The following is a 17,176-nucleotide window of genomic DNA, read 5'->3' as shown; positions in this document are numbered from 1 at the left end:
GCTTTTGGTGGTATGGTACGGTTTGTTTTATTCCCACCCCCTCTCCCCCCCCCCTCCCCTTCCCCCCCCCAACGCCGTACCCAGCGCTCTTAATGTTGGATTTTGGCGATCGCATAGCGTGTGCCTTAGGGCAAGGTATTGTTATTTATCAGGCAACCTCTGCTATGTCAAAATGAAAATACCTGATACCTTAAGGTGAGCTATCCGATCGCTCTATTAGCTAGATAAAGGATTGACCTGAGCAATGGCAGAAGAAACCAATCACAATCAAGCGGGAGAGGTGGCTCCCAGCACTGTTGAACAACAGGCTCCCGATGTTGCTGAAGAACATGCTCCCAGCACCGACTCCTCAGAAGCAACAGATATCCCCACGGCTAATGCACCAGATCCCGAAGCCGCAAATCCAGAAGTAAACCCAAACGCGGCTAAAGCTAAAAAGCCTGCTGCACCCAAGGGAGAAAAGCCGGCAGCTAAGGAAAAAGCAGAAGGCAAACCCGCAGCAGCGAAAGCGGCTAAAGAAGGAGCAGAAGGCAAACCCGCAGCAGCGAAAGCGGCTAAAGAAGGAGCAGAAGACAAACCCGCAGCGGCAAAAGCGGCTAAAAAAGAGAAACCCCCAGCTCTTGAAGATAAGCCTTTTGTAGAGTTTGTAGAGCAATACTATTTGCCAGCTTTACAAAAAGCGATCGCCCAACAAGGTGGGCAAGATGTACAATTGAGTTTTGCCAAGCAGAAGCTTTCCATTGTTGGCTTTGATACATCTGAAGAATGCTGGCAAGTCATGGGCAAATTGCAAAACGGTCTGCGCCAGTTTAACCTATATTTCTTAGATGAAGATATTCAAGGGAAAAAAGGATTTTCTTGCAACGAAGGCAAAAAACCTAGCACTCTTGAGTCATTCTTAATCGATGAGCGCAAAATGACACTTGACTTAATGGTATATGGTCTCGTGCAACGCTTGAATGGTCAAAAGTGGTTAGGTAGGAATTAGTTAAGGGGTTGTTGGTTGTTGGTTGATAGTTGATAGTTGATGCTTGTTGGGCAATGGGCATTGGGCAATGGGCATTGGGCAATGGGCATTGGGCATTGGGCATTGGGCATTGGGCATTGGGCATTGGGCATTGGGCATTGGGCTTTTCCTCTTTCCCCTTTCCCCTTTTCCCTTTTCCCCTCTTCAAATCCCCACTATCAAGTATCCACTAACCACCAACAAAATTCTTAAATTTCGTGAAAATGATAGGTGACGGCTCCGCTAATGGGGTCGTTATCTATTTTGACATAACCTGATTTCAGCATATCCTTAAGTACAGCTTCCACCTCTGTAAAGCTGGCTCCAGTTGCTTTCACGCCTTGCGTTACAGTTAGCGTACCACCGCGACTTTCTGCGGCTTCCAACAGTTTAACCATCAGTTGATTGCCACTGGGTTGATAAACTTGGGAAGCAACAGCAGCTTGATTTAACGGTACACCCAAGGGAGACAAACCTGCTTTTAACCTCAGTTTTTGATCGTATTCTTCGACCATATCAGAAATGAGGAACAAATCTACAAACTGTCCAACACCAAACATACCAAAGGTACAAAACCACAGCAAACCCGTTCCGATCTTGCCATTATATATACGGTGCAGTCCACTGAAACCGACAAACCAGGCTGCATTCAAGATATAAGAAATAAAAATACGGTCTTTTTTATTATTGCTTTCCACGTTCATCTTAATTTTAATCTCTTGGATTCGCTCTAGTTCTATTTACGTTGGGCGCGTGCTACTATACTTCCTGCTATCGATTCACCCGATAAGGTGATTTTGGGGCTTAGTAGATGATCTAAGGAATAATTACCGATTAGCGATCGCCAATTCCGAAAAAATACATATTCTGTCGCAAGTCTTAATCTCCGCCCAAGGAATTATTTAAGGAAACTAACCACACTTTTAACCTCTTGTCAAGTCTAAATTCTCAATTACCTATTACTAATTACCTTTTTCCCCATTACCCATGCCCCATGCCCAATTTGTTGCAACTCTTAACGTAGATAGTAGCTTTCACTACCCCTCGCCTTGGTAGACTGATGTTTATCAAATAAATTATTGCCCTGTATTGCGCCTTGTGAGAGCATTACCCAACGCTTTCTCAGTCGCTCAAAAGAAAAAGACACTTCACACAATCAAGACATGGTAGACTCCCTAAAAAAACCAGGCTTTGACGAAATGCGTCCAGGGATTAAAGTCCCGGCAAAAGAAACCCTGCTGACACCCAGGTTTTATACCACTGACTTTGATGAAATGGCGCAGATGGATATCTCAGTCAACGAAGACGAGTTGAGAGCGATTCTCGACGAGTTTCGCGCTGATTACAACCGCCATCACTTTGTTCGGGATGCGGAGTTTGAACAATCCTGGGATCATATTGACGGGGACACTCGCCGCTTGTTCGTTGAATTTCTCGAACGTTCTTGTACGGCGGAGTTTTCCGGATTTTTGCTGTACAAAGAACTCGGACGCCGTTTAAAGGACAAAAGCCCTGTTTTGGCAGAGTGTTTCAACCTGATGTCACGGGATGAAGCGCGTCATGCTGGCTTTTTAAACAAAGCGCTGTCAGACTTTAACATGTCGCTGGATTTGGGCTTTTTAACCAAGAGCCGTAAATACACCTTCTTTAAACCGAAATTTATCTTCTACGCTACTTATCTTTCAGAAAAGATTGGTTATTGGCGATATATCACGATTTTCCGCCACTTAGACGCACATCCAGAAGATAGGGTTTACCCGATTTTCCGCTGGTTTGAAAACTGGTGTCAGGATGAAAACCGCCACGGAGATTTCTTCGATGCGATCATGCGATCGCAGCCGCAAATGTTGAATGATTGGAAAGCGCGGCTGTGGTGTCGCTTCTTTCTATTATCAGTGTTTGGCACAATGTATCTTAATGATATCCAGCGCAAAGACTTTTACGCCTCGATTGGTTTGGATGCGCGAGAATACGACATTCAAGTGATTGAGAAGACGAACGAAAACGCAGGTAGAGTCTTCCCGATAATGCTGGATGTCGAGAAACCAGAGTTTTATCAGCGGTTAGATGTTTGTCTGAAGAATAACCAGAAATTGAGTGCGATCGCTAACTCCAGCACTCCCAAATTCCTGCAATTCTTCCAGAAGCTACCGCTATACGTCTCCAATGGCTGGCAATTTGTACGGCTGTACTTGATGAAACCGATTGACACAGCTGCTTCTCATGGCGCAGTTCGGTAGGTTATAACAGATTTGCGAAAGCTTTAGTGGTTCTGTACTCAACAGAACCATTTTTTTATGAGAAATCGTAGTAAGCGCTTCAGCGCTTTCGCGGTTAAGAAAGCGCTTACTACATTACTCCCTTCCCGCTCGAAGAATACCTATTTAACGAACCGCGAAGGCACGAAGGACACGAAGGAAGAAGAAAAAGAAGATAGGTAATTTTGTAGCGGGAAGGGAGTAAACAATGAAACAAAAGTTCTCAACCTTCAGCTTTTTAGTAAATATTTGCTTATTTTTGGCAGCTAACCCTGGTTGGTGCCAATCTCAGCCAGATATGACACCAAATTCAACCGCCGAGGATTTAGATTTAAGTCCAGAAATTATTCAAAATAGCCCAGTTTTGCAACGTTGGCGGCGTGATGTACCGAATATTTTGCAAGAAATTAAAAACGATCCTAGTTTTCGCACTCGCTTGCGACTGGGTTCTCCAAAATTTCCTTCTACAGGACAAGCATTTGGGGTAATTGTTGGTATAGAAGATATTTTTATTGGACGCACCGGCTTAACTGTGAGTGGCGAATATCAAGCGGCGTTTAATGGTAAGCGTCAGGCTTATGGTGCGGACTTGCATTATTATTTGCGTCCTTTGGGTAGCTATGTCAATATCGCTCCCGTCGTTGGTTATCGACATTTGCAAACAAACCGCTATACAACCGATGGAGTGAATTTGGGTGCGAAGCTGCTGTTGGTTTTGTCTCGCGGTGGTGCGGCGGATATTTCTTTAACTCAAAGTTGGGTTTCTCCCGGTAGCGATGAAGAAGTTGGTTTAACACAGCTTTCGCTAGGATATGCTGTTACTTCCAATTTGCGTTTGTCTACAGATATTCAAAAGCAAAATTCCCGACTTCAAAAAGATAGTCGGGTTGGTGTCGTTTTAGAATGGATGCCCTGAGTTAAGCTGATTTTTCCATTCTGATTGCACCTGGTATGAATGTTTGGTGCTTAGTCGCTTCTGCTTCGTAGCACCTAAGAATCAATGATGCAAGCTTATCGATATCACTCACAGAAGCAATGATAACTTTTGATGCTGCATCCCCTATGGAAGCTGTGACTTCCTGTACTTCAAATTCTGGCGCTAGGGACTTTACTTCATCTACGTTTAGGCGAGTAATAAAACTTTTTTTCTGTGAAGATAAATACAGTCGCAAAAACCACCAAGTTGTTTTGCCAAGATTTATGCCAAAGTAGGAAGCAGTATCTTTATACTTAACTTCAAAATTATAGTTTTTTGATGTTTGTGTAATCGCTTTAATTTTTTCAAAGACTTCGATTTCTTCAGCCGTTGTGATTATTTTTGATTCTTGAGATTCTTGCTGTTTTTCCTCTTCCTCAATCTCTTGTTCTACTTCAACCTCGACTGGCTGAACTATTTCTTGGCTGAGTGAGCGAGTCATTAACTCTACTAAACTTCCCTGAATCGACTTTTTGACAATAGGCTTGAATTTCTCAATCACCTTACCAGTAATTCGACCTTGAATTTCATAGCTTGGGGCAACCGTGCCAAGTTCAGCTACCAAAAAGCGAACAAATTCTTCAGAAGGAGAACGTAAAAGATTACCTAAAAGCTGAGTCATACCTTTTACATAAACCATCTCTTCAGCATGGTTGGTAATAGCTGCCGCATCAAAGTTATCACGGTGAAAGAATTTGAGATTATCAATATCTTTTAGTTCATATTCAAGAATGTTAAATATAAAAAATGGCTCCTTATCCATGACATTTCGGTCACGCAAGTCAGTAAAAAAACGGTAATCAATACCATTAGTGACGATAGCTATTTTTGTTGTCAGAAGTCCATTAAAATAGCGGCTAATTTGCCCATCATGTGCTTCAGCCTTTTGACCACGGGCTTTTGCCTCTACAAGCATAACTATAGTACCGTTAATAGCTAAAGCATAATCTACCTTTTCAAACTGTCCTGCTTTTTTAATAGCAAAATCTGCCACGTATTCAGGCATTACTTCGCTTGGGTCATAAACATCGTAGCCAAGAGCGCTTAAAAAAGGAACAATCAAAGCCATCTTAGTAGATTCTTCGCCAACAACTTGGTCAGATCGCTTACGTACTTGTTCGGACAGCTTGGCAATATCTTCAGTGAATCCCATCTTGCTCCCTCCGGAAAAAAAGTAAGTATTAATACATTTTTGGCTACGTGTGAGTGATTGTAGGGTGATGAATATAAGTGCAGTTTTTCATGACCAGTAATGTAATCGTAGAATGCGTTAGCGCTATCTTCCTCTTTGTCACTCTTTTAAGAGTATTCCCAAAAAACTACCAACCCATAACACCTAATCATTAAAATAGTCGATTTGGCAGCAAAGGCATTTTTAGCTAAACTTCAATGGCATACTACTATTAATGAATCAACGACAACCAATAGACATGTAGCTTGAGGCGATCGCAAATGCACAATATTACAGCAATTTTCAAGTAAACAGACTACAGTGATTGAACCATCCTCAATCATCATCCGTAATGGAGTGTCTGCGGCGGCGTGAGTCTAAATACTTAGTATTACGGATTGCAATATCGAATGATTTTATCTTAATCTGGTAAAATCGCGTTTAGGATTAACGCCTTATCTCTTGCCTGCACTGATAAACTGATTTAGAAAAACACTTTGATAGCCAAAAACGATGAAAGCATCTGCAAAATTCGACTTTGAGGACGAGAAGTTTAACGCACCCCCTTCTCAAGTCATCCCGTGGTGTCAGATGATTAATCCTCGCTATGGCACAGATGGGATGCAACCCCACGGGTTAGCAATTAAGTTAGATAATGCCCATGCTGTTGGTTTTCAAGCTGATGAAAATTGGCAGCAGGTAGAACATGAATTTAGTTCTGGAGTCGAGTCTGTATTTATCTCCACCACTCCACACATAGTTATAGTGCGTAGGGGTCCATTATCTGTAAAAGATAGAGAAAGTGGTTTAAAACTGGGTACACTCAAAGAAAATTATGACGCTTTTTTAGCAGACAAACTTAAATTTAAAACCTTTACTCGCTACCTAATTTTTTTGGTAGGAGAAAACAAAAAGTTTTTACATGAATCACCACTGCAATTAACTTTAAATGGTGCCGCCGGAGCGAGTTTTAGTAAAAGTTATTGCGACTATCAACAAGGCAAAATCGTCGGTGGTTTCGCCGCCGAACTAGAAAAAGCTTATGCTGCATATCGCAAGCAACCCATAACATCAAAAGGTCCGCTATTCCACGCTCACGGTATTTTTTGCCCAATAATTGAGTGTGAAGAAAGAGGCATTGAACCAAATACTGTTATGGTAGCTTCAACAGTCGATTATAAACGTCCAACGGCGGCGACGTTAACACAATATCTGATTGCTTCCGACTCTCCGGAATCGGCGATTATTTCCAAAAACTTTGAAGAATACAAAGAGTTTGGTAAGGAACCTGTAAAACCAGAAGCACCGAAGATGGAAATGGCAGGGGTTTCTAGTTCTTATGTTTATGCGGATGAAGATGATTTTGGTTATCCGCCTTATTAGGGATTAGGGATTGTAAACTGGGGACTGGGCAATGGGCATTGGGAACTAGGAATTGAGAATTGGGAATGCGTTTTTTACCATTACCCATGCCCCATGCCCCATGCCCAATGCCCAATGCCCAATGCCCTATTCTTTAAGTAGCAAATAATAAAGCGATCCGTTACCACCTGTAACCCCAGCGCGATCGCCTGCTAATTGTCCGGTTCCCATGAAGTAATCTACCCGTCCGGGTCCTTTGATGGCGCTTCCTGTATCCTGATCTAGCACAAAGCGGCTGACTGTACGATAATCCAGCCGTCCTGACGCGGTGGGATAGGGAAATGAGGTATTAACTAGCGCTAATGCGCCAGGAGGCATGAGAGACTTGTCTGTAGCAATAGAACGCTCTGCTGTCACCGGTACATTAATACTGCCGCTAGCTGGTTCACCGCCGGTTTCTTTGAAGAAAACAAACCTTTGCCAACGCGGTAGATAATTATTTAACTCTTGCGGATGTTGCCGAAAATACTCAGTCATCCGTGGGAGGGTCAGTTGTTTCAAAGTTACTTTGCCGTCTTTTGCTAATTCTCGCCCGATACTTGTCCAAGGGTAATCTGTACCACCTGCATAGCCGATACTGGTTGCAGTTCCGTTGGTTAACTGAATCTGAGCGGAACCTTGGATTTGCACCATGTATGCATCCCAGCGATCGCGGAACCACAATAATTCCAAACCGCGCAACCGACTTTTATCTCCAAGCAAACCATCTTTTCCTTCTAGCTGTATCCGTTTCGGATGCGGTTTACTCCATTTCTCAAAGTCTGGCGGTAGTCGATAAAGGGGATATTTATATACATTTGTGCGAACCCGGCTTGCAATAAAAGCAGGCTCGTAGTATGCAGTAAATTTAACAGTACCCTTGCCGTCATTACCTATTGATTTGTAAAAGACAAACTCCCGACGGACAGCAGCTTGCAGTTGTGCCGGAGAATTCGAGCTGACAACTAATTGGCGGAAACGCACTAAACTGCGATACACGCGATCGCGGGTAATTTCCTTAATTGGATAATTCTGATACACGGCGATCGCCTTATCTTTTTGCAGATAACTCAGACTGTTGTCAATCGATGCTAAGAGTGCGTCGCGATCGCCTGGTTTATCTCCTCGACTCCAAATTTGCTCATCCCAACCCAAGCAAGCGGATTGGGAAGCACAATCTGCTCCTAATTCCATCGGTTTTAGCACGGAATGTGCCGATGGAATTCTTCTTGGTACTGGTATTACCACTGGCGGGGCTTGAGGATTGTTTGGTAACGGCAGCGGTGGTAAACTAGGAATTTGAGCAACAGCTGACCAGAGCGGGATAATAAAAGCAACTCCCAAACTTAAGGAAAGCAAAGCAAGGGTTTTTCTCATCATTTAGTTGAATCTTTCAACACTAGAACTAAAAACTGGTTCTACCCGGATTGCTAAAATCCGAGAGGGACGTACTACCATATACTCTCCCTGACCGGAAATATTTTTGATCGGTACGCTGATAAAGTCATTAGAAGCAGCCTTTGGCATAAGTTCGCCACTGTACCACTTCTGAAAATCTTGAATTGTCGGAAAGCGTATTTCTTCCCGGTGTCCACCATCCATCATCAGGTGTACTGCAAATTCGCTCGGTGTTCTAGGCATAAAGTTGAATCATTTGAAACACATCCAACCCATTTTCAACTACTTAACGCCGAAATGGGAAGAGGAGGGGAGCCAGCGCGTTGCGGTGAGTCCACTCGGCGGTGTCGGTTTCCGGAGCCAGCCGCGTGCGCGGGTTAAGCGCGTTGAGCGGACTGGCGTTCCCGTCGAAGTGGCGAACCCGAAGGGAGGTTCCCTCCGTTGTAGCGACTGGCGTGGGGAAGTGGGGGAGGGGGGAGTGGGGGAAGAAAAACTTATAAATCATAACTCATAACTCCCCGTACAGACGTTTTGAACCGAACGTCTCTACATAACTCATAACTCCCCGTACAGACGTTCGGGTGGAACGTCTCTACATAACTTTTACTTTCGGCTATGACGCTTGTTTAACCAGAAACAGTTCCCAGCAAGTTGTTCGGCATCTTGGGCGATCGCTTGAGTTATTTTATCTAATTTGGCGCTTTTATGAAAAGAGGTACGCGATCGATTATGACAACTAAACATATCTAAAAAATTTAGACTTGCACCTCACGTTACGTGACTGTTCTACAGTGATGTCGATGCGTGAAAAGCAAAAAAATGAACGAACAACGCTTAAATAGTATGCTGCAATCTGAGTATTCGCTGCAAAGTCAGCAACAACGATCGTTTTCCCCACCCTCAGCTATTTGAATATATGGGCACGCAAGCTGCATTGAATGAAAATCTACGCCGTTGAGAGAGAAGATAAAATAAAAGGTAAAAGCTAAAAAATTTCTTTTCTTACACTTTTACCTTTTAACTTTTACCTTATTCAGATATCACTTGCTCAGATTTGTCACCTGCTCAATTAGTGCTAAAACATCACTGCGGCTAAGTTTATCTTTGCCATTAGCAAGAGCGTTAAGAGTGCCATGAGCCAATGTTAGTGCAATTTGACAAAAATCTAATGCAGGACCAGCAGGAAGGGCTTTAGTATAAGCATCTGCTAAAATTAGATTGCGTTGAGCGTAAGCTTGGATATCATCTGCATTCCAACCATCTGGAAAGAAGTTCACCCCACGGGTTAAATCTTCATTATGGTTGCGGAGGATGTTAACCGCTTGTAAGCCGCGACCAAAAGCGATCGCATGGGTACGGTTTGTATCAGTACCATCATACCATGCCCATATATCTGAGAGTAACAAGCCCACTGCACCTGCAACTCCAAAGGTATAACGATCCAAATCAAACTCTGTATGAATTTTCCAATTTTTTACTGCCCAGTATGCCATGCGATCCGCCATCGCCGCAGTCGCATCCCAAATTCGAGGTGCGATACTCTCAGGTGCTAGTAGTGCCCATTCTCGTATCCGCAGGCTTACTTCTGCTAAAGAATGTTCGTAGCTGCCAAATCCCACAGAGAAAGCATCAACCGCGAAGCCATCAACACCTGCTTGTAATGTCAAACTAATTGTTTGCAATAATCTCGCTTTAGTGGCATTATCTAGTTCTGGATGATCTTCAATTTCATCAATCGCACGCATACACAAGTATGCAGATGAAACTGCTTCTTGCAATCCTGGTGGTAAAATACTAATTGGGATGTAAAAAGTTCGACTAGTCTCTTTGAGGATTTGCAATGCGTAATTACGTAAATCCATTTTTTCACTCCTCTGTTGATTTTCACACCACATAAATTTTGAGGTTTTTTGATTACGTTGGATATAGTTTTTACTCAACCTGAAAAACCGTAGATACGCTAGTATCTCATCGAAAAACTTATCATTTTTAGTATCTCAATTTACAAAAATCCAAATTTGATTAAAGTCTAGTATATAGGGCTTTGGTTGCAAAAACGTCTGCTTTGTGGTTTGATCTAGATGTTATAAAGGGTCATTGTAAATATAAACAATATTGCTCATATCCAATTAATTACCTGCAAAATTTTCTCAAACTGAACAGCCAAATCAGAGGGATGAAAGCAAATTATATCTGCGTTCTTCTGACGAACAAGCCAGAATTGGTGTATATATAGAGAAAAATCAGGAAAAACCTTTAAATAACAGCTTTGGAATACAAACTTTGAGGACGCTTGCCGCAAGGTAGTTAAGCGGACACATCTTACCGCTACACCGTACCCGCCGATGGAGGAAAATAGATTATTGCCCCCAACCCCATAATCGCGATGGCTGTTCGATTGCTGATTGAGCAGCGACATTAGTAAAATTAAATACGTTCTCTGAGTTGACGATGATTCAGAAAAAGTAGTTCCCGAAGCCGGGACTGGAGACTGGTGACCAAGAGGAGCGACAAAAAAATGGTGAGTCCACTCTCAGGTTGCCTGTACCATCTATTCGTAGTGGCTCTTTTATTGTTTCGGTTGAATATCGCGCTCGAAAAACAGCCAGCCAAATTTATCCCCTCGGTTAGTGTTCGATATTTTACCACAAGCTATGAAAGCTTAATCTCCCGGCAACTCTTGGAGACTTTGAGAAGCGCGACACGCTGCCTGCTTTGTGAACGCATTCCCCAACTATCGGCTATTATTTTTGCACCCTCTTTAGCATATATTAAGTTTTATATCATACAATATAAATATTTCGCAAGAAATATATACAGCCTCAAAATAATATGAAAAATATATTATATAGGGCTGTAAAACACAGAAAATGTCAGAAATTAAAAAAAGTATATTTATCAAAAATGGTTTGTTATTACTGACATTGTTTACTGTAGCTTGTAGTAGCAAAGCATCAACGAAGGAATTGAAAGAAGAGTCACAAAAAGTGTCTTCTTGGGCAGCAACCGGACAGATGATTGGTAATGCATGGATACGCGATGCCGTGCCGACAACCTACGCCAAGCAAACATTAATAAAAGCTGAGTCAGAATTGCAAAAATCAGCTGACAAAATAGCAAAAATGCAGTTAGATACAGCCGCCCAAGAGCAATATAAATCAAAAATATTAAAGCATAGTAAAAGAGAAGAAATGATATCAGAAAAAATGTCAAAAGCAATTGGTGAAAAAAATAAATCGGCGGTGAAAATACAACTGGCGAAATTAGAAAGCGATCGCTCTGAATTACAAAAACTATCTCAGCCATGAAAAAAATTCTGGAAATCGCTTTGGGCATTGTTACTAGTATAGGTGGCTTTCTTGATGTGGGAGCGATCGCCACCGCTGCCGAAGCTGGATCTACATACGGATTTCAACTAATTTGGGTGATTGTTCTCGGCACGATTTGTGTAATTTTCCTCGTAGAAATGTCCGGACGGTTAGCAGCAGTTAGCAAACATACATTAGCCGCAGCAGTCCGGGAACGTTTCGGTTTTAACTTTTATGTTATTCCCCTATTTGCCGAAATTGTCGTTGATTTTTTGGTCTTAGCAGCAGAAATTGGTGGCGTTTGTATTGCCCTACAATTATTAACAGGTATCAGCTTTCAGTGGTTTGCTTTACCCGTTGCCTTTGCAATTTGGTCACTAATTTGGTTTGGTAACTTTGGCATTATTGAAAATGGCGTTTCCGTGCTGGGATTAATTACATTAGTATTTGTCTTCGCTACTTTCAAGCTGCATCCATCCCTAACCCAAATTGGTACTGGCTTATTGCCTACATTACCAAAAGAAGATACCGCACATTACTTATTTCTGGTAGTTAGCATTTTGGGTGCATTAATTAGCCCCTATTTATTTTACTTTTACTCATCTGGCGCAGTCGAAGATAAATGGGATGAAAGTCATATTGGTATAAATCGCGCCGTTGCCGGTTTAGGAATGAGCTTTGGTAGTATCGTATCATTAGGGTTGCTGATAGTAGCAGCGGTCGTACTTAAACCGAAAGGTATCCAAGTTGATAGCTACGAACAAGCGGCGTTGATGTTAACTGAACCTCTTGGTTACTGGGGCTTTATTTTATTTGCCGCATCACTAGGAATTGCTTGCTTCGGTGCAGCACTAGAAGTAACTCTCGACACCGCGTATATTGTCGCTCAAGCTTTTGGTTGGAATTGGGGCGAAAATCTCAAACCAAAAGAGGCTGCACGCTTTACTTTTGTTTACACGGTGTTTGTCTTCCTCGCCTCATTATTAATGGTATTTGGTGTTGACCCCTTACAATTAACTTTGTTTTCAATGGCGATTACAGCAGTAATTTTGCCACCAGTAATTATACCATTCCTGGTATTAATGAACGATAAATTATATGTTGGCAAATATCGCAACGGCTGGATTAGTAATAGCGTTATTATATTTACAATAGTGCTGGCATTTGTGCTAGCACTCGTAGCTATTCCTCTAGAAATTCTTGGAGGGTGAGCAGTATTTTGGATTTTATATTTATACCTCTATTCTACTCTCTTTCTTCGCGTTCTTTGCGTCTTCTCCCGCAGGGAGAGGCTAGCGCCAATGCGGTTCGTTAATAGGAAATACTCAAAAATGGACATAATTAGAGACGTACTCGACAACCAACTAGTTGACCGCAATCAGCGCAACATGGGTAAAGTTGATGGTATTATTATGGAATTGCGCGACGGCGAACCGCCAAGACTAGCTTATATTGAAGTGGGAGTAACAACCCTCGCCAAACGAATAAATCCGCGCTTGGCAGATTGGGTAGCAGCGATCGCACGAACATGGGGTGCTAAACAAAGCGAACCATTTCGCATACCTTGGTCAAAGGTGCGGGATGTTGGTATTGATGTTGAAGTCGATGTTGAGGCACAAGAAACACCTGTATTAGGTTATGAAAAATGGTTAAGCGATCGCATTATCACACGCATTCCAGGCGCGAATCATGGCGAATGAAATTCATTTAGAACTGCTGCTGGGTAAAGCAGTATTAGACTCAACAGGTAAAGCGATCGGACGCATTGAAGAAGTACGCGCTTTTAAGCAAGGTGAAGAATGGATTGTTCAGGAATATCTCATTGGCTATGCTGCGGTATTAGAAAGACTATCCGCTTGGACAGTTGGGTTAGGAATTTTACATCTACTTGGAGCGCGTAAAATCCACGGCGGTTATACAATACCTTGGGATAAGCTAGATTTGAGTGACCCGAATAAACCGCGTTTGCGTTGTAGTTTAGATAAATTAAAGTCATTATCTCAACAGCAGGACGCACAATAAGTCAATCTTGCTGCCATCCTTTAGTAAAAAGCTGTTTTGTGTGAATTTGCTTCGTTTCCCAAGTAAAAAGCCTTTTTAGCAAAGTTCTCAGCAAAAAAATGATGCTAAAAGTAAATATTTGCTGCCAACTTTTTAGTTCAATTGTTTTTAACAAACTTGCAGCTAGCTTAAAATTAAGTGCCATTAAAGCACCTTCAGCTATCAGGTATTGGGCGTGTTCCAGGTGGCGATAACCACCAATTAGCACGATTATTGCCGCAATAACATATCTAATCAGCAGGAATGAGCCAATTAGCTCAATCAGCAAAATTAAAAAATCAAAATGTAAAATATTACTTACGGACATTGCTTTTATTTTCAGCAGATTTTTCGATTTCTTTTTGCAAAAAGAAGTTTAAAACAGTTCGCAACACAACTATTGCTGCTAGCTTGCCAATTTCATCCCATGTTGGTGCAACCGCTGTCCGGAGAATATCCGCAGCTAATTCAAATTCCAGCGCTACCGCTAACCATCTACCAAGACGCAGCCGTAATTCTTCCTTTGCTTCTTCTGGTACATTGCGACGGAAGAAGAAAAGCTTAAATGCTTTTAGTGTTGCTTCAATCGCCGCAAATCCGATTACAAAAGCGGCGCTGGCTTCAACTCCCACAGCCAAAAAAAGTGTGAATTGCTTAATTAAATCTAGTATCAATGTATTTTCCCTGGTAATAATTGAAAAATGCGCTCGCTCAAAGTCTAAAGAAACCGTTTATTTTGTCATACATAAAAAATATTTGTTAATGTTTTACCGAACTTCTAGCGGAAGAATGATTTTCATGTAAACAATCTCTGTAATTATAAATGCGGACAGATTTTAAACTGCCTAATAAATAATATGCCGCAATATTTCGGAAAATTACCCACAACAAATGAACCTTGGACAACTATTGGTGCTGTGCAAGCTGTAAACCAAATTTCACGCACTATTAATTTTGAGTGTGGTGACTCACGCCTTGCAATTAGCATAATAGCCGCAAATTTAATTCGCGTGCGACTTGCCCCAAGTGGCGAATTTATGCCGCGTCGAGAATGGGCGGTAACGTTGGATGATACAGAATGGGCAAAAGTACCTTTTGAAGTGCGAGAAACTGACGCAACAGTAGAAATTGAAACCGAACAAGTACGTGTTTCCATTCAGCGGCAAAACTGTCGTATTACCTGCTTTGATAAAGCTAATCGTCCCTTTGCCCAAGATGCAGACATGGGCATGGGTTGGCGCATGGGTGCAGTTGCAGCCTGGAAACAAATCGCCGCAGATGAACATTTCTACGGATTTGGCGAACGCACGGGTTTTCTTGACAAACTCAGCGAGGTAAAAACTAACTGGACAGCCGCTGCTTTAGATTACGATGCCCTTACTGATGAAATGTATCAGGCAATTCCGTTTTTTATCGCTTTGCGTCCAGAGATAAGTTACGGCATCTTCTTTAATACCACTTTTTGGAGTCAATTCGATATCGGCGCGGAACAACCAGGTATCTGGAAGATGGAAACTCGCGGTGGTGAGTTGGATTATTACATTATTTATGGTTCAGAACCAGCGGAAATTATTCGCACCTATACTCAGCTAACTGGGAGAATGCCATTACCGCCAAAATGGGCGCTAGGCTATCATCAATGTCGCTGGAGTTACGAGTCAGAAACTGTGGTGCGCGAACTTGCACAAGAATTTCGCAGACGCCGCATTCCCTGCGATGTCATCCACCTCGATATTGACTATATGCGCGGTTATCGCGTGTTTACCTGGAGTCCCAAGCGCTTCCCCAACCCCCCAAAACTGATAAACGACTTACAGCAAGCTGGTTTCCAGACAGTGACAATTATCGATCCGGGTGTGAAGTATGAACCAGAAGCTAACTATGAGGTCTTTGAGCAAGGCATAGAAAACAACTATTTTGTGCGAAAGTCCGACGGAGAGTTGTTTCACGGCTACGTTTGGCCCGATAAAGCTGTTTTTCCTGACTTTTTGCGTGCTGATGTGCGTAACTGGTGGGGCGATTTACACAAAAGCCTCACCGACATCGGCGTCGCCGGCATTTGGAATGATATGAATGAACCGGCAATTGGCGATCGCCCTTTCGGTGATGGTGGTGAACATATCTGGTTTCCCTTAGATGCACCGCAGGGTCGGAAAGAGGGGGGACAAGGGGACAAGGGGACAAGGGGACAAGGGGGACAAGGGGGACAAGGAGATAAAGCAATTCATAACTCCTCACTCCTAACTCCTAACTCCCCACTCACCAATCACGCGGAAGTTCATAATTTATATGGCTTGACAATGGCGCAAGCTTGTGCTAACGGATTGCAGCGACATCGTGCAGAGCGTTCTTTTGTGCTGACTCGTTCTGGTTATGCTGGTGTGCAGCGGTGGTCGTCGGTGTGGATGGGCGACAATCACTCTTTGTGGGAGCATTTGGAAATTTCTTTGCCGATGCTTTGCAATATGGGACTTTCGGGTGTGGCGTTTGTGGGTTGCGATATTGGCGGGTTTGCTGGCAATGCTACAGCGGAATTGTTCGCCAGATGGATGCAGGTAGGAATGCTTTATCCGTTGATGCGCGGTCATTCGGCGATGTCTACCGCTCGTCATGAGCCTTGGGTATTTGGCGATCGCACAGAAAAAATCTGTCGCGAATACATTAATCTGCGTTACCAGCTACTTCCTTACATTTACACTCTTTTCTGGGAAGCGGCAACAACGGGCGCTCCGATTTTAAGACCATTAGTATATCATTTTCCCGACGATCCGAAAACTCATACTCTCTACGATCAAGTATTGCTCGGTTCTTCTATCATGGCTGCACCAATTTACCGCCCTGGTGTTGACCATCGAGCCGTGTATTTACCCGCCGGTACTTGGTATGACTGGTGGAGTGGTGAGCGTTACTCTGGTGCAACCCACATTCTCGCTGATGCACCATTGGAAAAAATGCCGCTTTTTGTGCGTGCCGGTGCGATCGTTCCCATGCAAAGAGTGATGCAATACGTTAACGAACATCCGCTCGATTCTTTACGGCTACGGGTTTGGCAAGGTAATTCTGAGTACACTTTTTACGAAGACGACGGAAAATCTTTTGAGTACAAAAATGAACAATTTGCCTTAAGGAAAGTACGTGTGTTTACCCAAGAAGAACAAACTATTGTGGAAATAGGCGCTAAAGTTGGACAATGGACACCACCTCCGCGTGAAGTGATTGTTGAGGTTGTTGGTGTTGGCGAACAGCGTTTTCAAGACGATGGAGAATCACGCAGTTTGAGATTTTAATATGGGGAATGGGGAATCGGGAATCGGGAATCGGGAATGGGGAATGGGAACGCATTTACTGGGCTGCTGCCTCGACTGTTAGTAATGGAGGCAGCAGTTCTCCAAGAACTACATTTACTGGCAGAGCAAGCAAACGAGAAGGAAAACACGAAACTTCGAGTTCTGAACACGAAACTTCGAGTTCTGAACATGAAACTTCAGCATCAATACATGAAACTTCGAGTTCTGAACACGAAACTTCAGCTTCAAAACACGAAACTTCGAGTTCAGAACATGAAACTTCGAGTTCTGAACACGAAACTTCAGCATCAATACATGAAACTTCGAGTTC

General features: G+C 42.9%; 20 protein-coding genes. 11 read left to right on the top strand and 9 right to left on the bottom strand.

What is annotated here, in order from left to right:
- Positions 1–244: 244 nt before the first annotated feature.
- Positions 245–988, top strand: coding sequence for a DUF2996 domain-containing protein (locus AABK37_RS34680; RefSeq protein WP_432556006.1), 744 nt, complete (start codon positions 245–247; stop codon positions 986–988).
- Here the strand turns inward: AABK37_RS34680 and AABK37_RS34675 are convergent, their stop codons facing one another.
- Complete coding sequence (locus tag AABK37_RS34675; protein ID WP_432556005.1) at positions 989–1,126, bottom strand: hypothetical protein; 138 nt, start codon at positions 1,124–1,126, stop codon at positions 989–991.
- Positions 1,127–1,215: 89 nt separating this feature from the next.
- A complete protein-coding gene (locus tag AABK37_RS34670; protein ID WP_432556004.1) occupies positions 1,216–1,710 on the bottom strand; it encodes a TM2 domain-containing protein in 495 nt (164 codons plus the stop codon).
- Positions 1,711–2,169: 459 nt separating this feature from the next.
- On the opposite strand from AABK37_RS34670, the gene acsF reads away from it, so the two are divergent.
- Positions 2,170–3,246, top strand: a complete 1,077-nt coding sequence (acsF, locus tag AABK37_RS34665; RefSeq protein ID WP_432556003.1) for a magnesium-protoporphyrin IX monomethyl ester (oxidative) cyclase — start codon at positions 2,170–2,172, stop codon at positions 3,244–3,246.
- 226 nt (positions 3,247–3,472) lie between these two features.
- Positions 3,473–4,180, top strand: a complete 708-nt coding sequence (locus AABK37_RS34660; protein WP_432556002.1) for a hypothetical protein — start codon at positions 3,473–3,475, stop codon at positions 4,178–4,180.
- A 1-nt stretch (position 4,181) separates the two neighbouring features.
- Here AABK37_RS34660 and AABK37_RS34655 read toward each other — a convergent pair whose 3' ends face one another.
- A complete protein-coding gene (locus AABK37_RS34655) occupies positions 4,182–5,393 on the bottom strand; it encodes a type I restriction endonuclease (RefSeq protein ID WP_432556001.1) in 1,212 nt (403 codons plus the stop codon).
- A gap of 531 nt (positions 5,394–5,924) precedes the next feature.
- On the opposite strand from AABK37_RS34655, the gene AABK37_RS34650 reads away from it, so the two are divergent.
- Positions 5,925–6,794: a DUF5895 domain-containing protein gene (locus tag AABK37_RS34650; protein WP_432556000.1), complete on the top strand. Its 870-nt coding sequence runs from the start codon at positions 5,925–5,927 to the stop codon at positions 6,792–6,794.
- A 126-nt stretch (positions 6,795–6,920) separates the two neighbouring features.
- Here AABK37_RS34650 and mltA read toward each other — a convergent pair whose 3' ends face one another.
- Both mltA and AABK37_RS34640 read right to left on the bottom strand, forming a co-directional pair.
- On the bottom strand, positions 6,921–8,189 hold the full coding sequence (gene mltA / locus AABK37_RS34645) for a murein transglycosylase A (RefSeq protein WP_432556007.1): 1,269 nt from the start codon (positions 8,187–8,189) through the stop codon (positions 6,921–6,923).
- A gap of 3 nt (positions 8,190–8,192) precedes the next feature.
- A complete protein-coding gene (locus tag AABK37_RS34640) occupies positions 8,193–8,453 on the bottom strand; it encodes a hypothetical protein (protein WP_039739621.1) in 261 nt (86 codons plus the stop codon).
- 13 nt (positions 8,454–8,466) lie between these two features.
- Here AABK37_RS34640 and AABK37_RS34635 point away from each other — a divergent pair, with 13 nt between their 5' ends.
- Entirely contained in the window at positions 8,467–8,724 is a 258-nt protein-coding gene (locus tag AABK37_RS34635; protein ID WP_432555999.1) for a hypothetical protein, read from the top strand.
- An 89-nt stretch (positions 8,725–8,813) separates the two neighbouring features.
- On the opposite strand, the gene AABK37_RS34630 is transcribed toward AABK37_RS34635, so the two are convergent.
- Both AABK37_RS34630 and AABK37_RS34625 read right to left on the bottom strand, forming a co-directional pair.
- Positions 8,814–8,954 (bottom strand): hypothetical protein, encoded by a 141-nt coding sequence (locus tag AABK37_RS34630; RefSeq protein ID WP_432555998.1) that lies wholly within the window; start codon positions 8,952–8,954, stop codon positions 8,814–8,816.
- A gap of 296 nt (positions 8,955–9,250) precedes the next feature.
- Positions 9,251–10,072 carry a squalene/phytoene synthase family protein gene (locus AABK37_RS34625; protein ID WP_432555997.1) on the bottom strand — a complete coding sequence of 274 codons (822 nt, stop codon included), beginning with the start codon at positions 10,070–10,072 and terminating at the stop codon, positions 9,251–9,253.
- Between the two features lie 1,008 nt (positions 10,073–11,080).
- Between AABK37_RS34625 and AABK37_RS34620 the strand changes: the two genes are divergently transcribed.
- The 4 genes from AABK37_RS34620 (at position 11,081) to AABK37_RS34605 (ending at position 13,540) form a co-directional block, all read left to right on the top strand.
- Positions 11,081–11,518, top strand: coding sequence for a hypothetical protein (locus tag AABK37_RS34620; RefSeq protein WP_432555996.1), 438 nt, complete (start codon positions 11,081–11,083; stop codon positions 11,516–11,518).
- Positions 11,515–12,729, top strand: coding sequence for an NRAMP family divalent metal transporter (locus tag AABK37_RS34615; RefSeq protein WP_432555995.1), 1,215 nt, complete (start codon positions 11,515–11,517; stop codon positions 12,727–12,729). The genes AABK37_RS34620 and AABK37_RS34615 overlap by 4 nt, the downstream gene beginning before the upstream one ends.
- A gap of 120 nt (positions 12,730–12,849) precedes the next feature.
- Entirely contained in the window at positions 12,850–13,218 is a 369-nt protein-coding gene (locus tag AABK37_RS34610; protein WP_432555994.1) for a hypothetical protein, read from the top strand.
- Positions 13,208–13,540: a hypothetical protein gene (locus AABK37_RS34605; protein WP_432555993.1), complete on the top strand. Its 333-nt coding sequence runs from the start codon at positions 13,208–13,210 to the stop codon at positions 13,538–13,540. The genes AABK37_RS34610 and AABK37_RS34605 overlap by 11 nt, the downstream gene beginning before the upstream one ends.
- 1 nt (position 13,541) lies before the next feature.
- Here AABK37_RS34605 and AABK37_RS34600 read toward each other — a convergent pair whose 3' ends face one another.
- The gene (locus tag AABK37_RS34600; RefSeq protein WP_432555992.1) at positions 13,542–13,886 is read right to left on the bottom strand and encodes a DUF1622 domain-containing protein; all 345 of its coding nucleotides are present in this window, start codon (positions 13,884–13,886) and stop codon (positions 13,542–13,544) included.
- Entirely contained in the window at positions 13,873–14,232 is a 360-nt protein-coding gene (locus AABK37_RS34595; RefSeq protein ID WP_201280404.1) for a DUF1622 domain-containing protein, read from the bottom strand. Before AABK37_RS34595 ends, AABK37_RS34600 begins: the two co-directional genes overlap by 14 nt.
- Before the next feature lie 183 nt (positions 14,233–14,415).
- On the opposite strand from AABK37_RS34595, the gene AABK37_RS34590 reads away from it, so the two are divergent.
- Both AABK37_RS34590 and AABK37_RS34585 read left to right on the top strand, forming a co-directional pair.
- The gene (locus tag AABK37_RS34590) at positions 14,416–16,845 is read left to right on the top strand and encodes a glycoside hydrolase family 31 protein (RefSeq protein ID WP_432555991.1); all 2,430 of its coding nucleotides are present in this window, start codon (positions 14,416–14,418) and stop codon (positions 16,843–16,845) included.
- A gap of 8 nt (positions 16,846–16,853) precedes the next feature.
- Positions 16,854–17,176 (top strand): hypothetical protein (locus AABK37_RS34585; RefSeq protein WP_432555990.1); only part of this gene is annotated, 323 nt, incomplete at its 3' end.

Origin of the sequence: Tolypothrix sp. VBCCA 56010 (assembly GCF_050875635.1) — a bacterium.
Taxonomy (GTDB): Bacteria; Cyanobacteriota; Cyanobacteriia; order Cyanobacteriales; family Nostocaceae; genus Hassallia.
The sequence above is the reverse complement of the archived record's forward strand: the minus strand, read 5'-3'. Positions and strand labels throughout refer to the sequence as shown.

Coding starts and splice junctions, on each gene's coding strand:
- AABK37_RS34655 (WP_432556001.1), bottom strand. CDS start 5,393: ATGGGATTCACTGAAGATATTGCCAAGCTGTCCGAACAAGTACGTAAG.
- AABK37_RS34615 (WP_432555995.1), top strand. CDS start 11,515: ATGAAAAAAATTCTGGAAATCGCTTTGGGCATTGTTACTAGTATAGGT.
- AABK37_RS34660 (WP_432556002.1), top strand. CDS start 3,473: ATGAAACAAAAGTTCTCAACCTTCAGCTTTTTAGTAAATATTTGCTTA.
- AABK37_RS34630 (WP_432555998.1), bottom strand. CDS start 8,954: ATGTTTAGTTGTCATAATCGATCGCGTACCTCTTTTCATAAAAGCGCC.
- AABK37_RS34620 (WP_432555996.1), top strand. CDS start 11,081: ATGTCAGAAATTAAAAAAAGTATATTTATCAAAAATGGTTTGTTATTA.
- AABK37_RS34625 (WP_432555997.1), bottom strand. CDS start 10,072: ATGGATTTACGTAATTACGCATTGCAAATCCTCAAAGAGACTAGTCGA.
- AABK37_RS34670 (WP_432556004.1), bottom strand. CDS start 1,710: ATGAACGTGGAAAGCAATAATAAAAAAGACCGTATTTTTATTTCTTAT.
- acsF (WP_432556003.1), top strand. CDS start 2,170: ATGGTAGACTCCCTAAAAAAACCAGGCTTTGACGAAATGCGTCCAGGG.
- mltA (WP_432556007.1), bottom strand. CDS start 8,189: ATGAGAAAAACCCTTGCTTTGCTTTCCTTAAGTTTGGGAGTTGCTTTT.
- AABK37_RS34590 (WP_432555991.1), top strand. CDS start 14,416: ATGCCGCAATATTTCGGAAAATTACCCACAACAAATGAACCTTGGACA.
- AABK37_RS34680 (WP_432556006.1), top strand. CDS start 245: ATGGCAGAAGAAACCAATCACAATCAAGCGGGAGAGGTGGCTCCCAGC.
- AABK37_RS34675 (WP_432556005.1), bottom strand. CDS start 1,126: ATGCCCAATGCCCAATGCCCAATGCCCAATGCCCAATGCCCAATGCCC.
- AABK37_RS34610 (WP_432555994.1), top strand. CDS start 12,850: ATGGACATAATTAGAGACGTACTCGACAACCAACTAGTTGACCGCAAT.
- AABK37_RS34650 (WP_432556000.1), top strand. CDS start 5,925: ATGAAAGCATCTGCAAAATTCGACTTTGAGGACGAGAAGTTTAACGCA.
- AABK37_RS34600 (WP_432555992.1), bottom strand. CDS start 13,886: ATGTCCGTAAGTAATATTTTACATTTTGATTTTTTAATTTTGCTGATT.
- AABK37_RS34605 (WP_432555993.1), top strand. CDS start 13,208: ATGGCGAATGAAATTCATTTAGAACTGCTGCTGGGTAAAGCAGTATTA.
- AABK37_RS34640 (WP_039739621.1), bottom strand. CDS start 8,453: ATGCCTAGAACACCGAGCGAATTTGCAGTACACCTGATGATGGATGGT.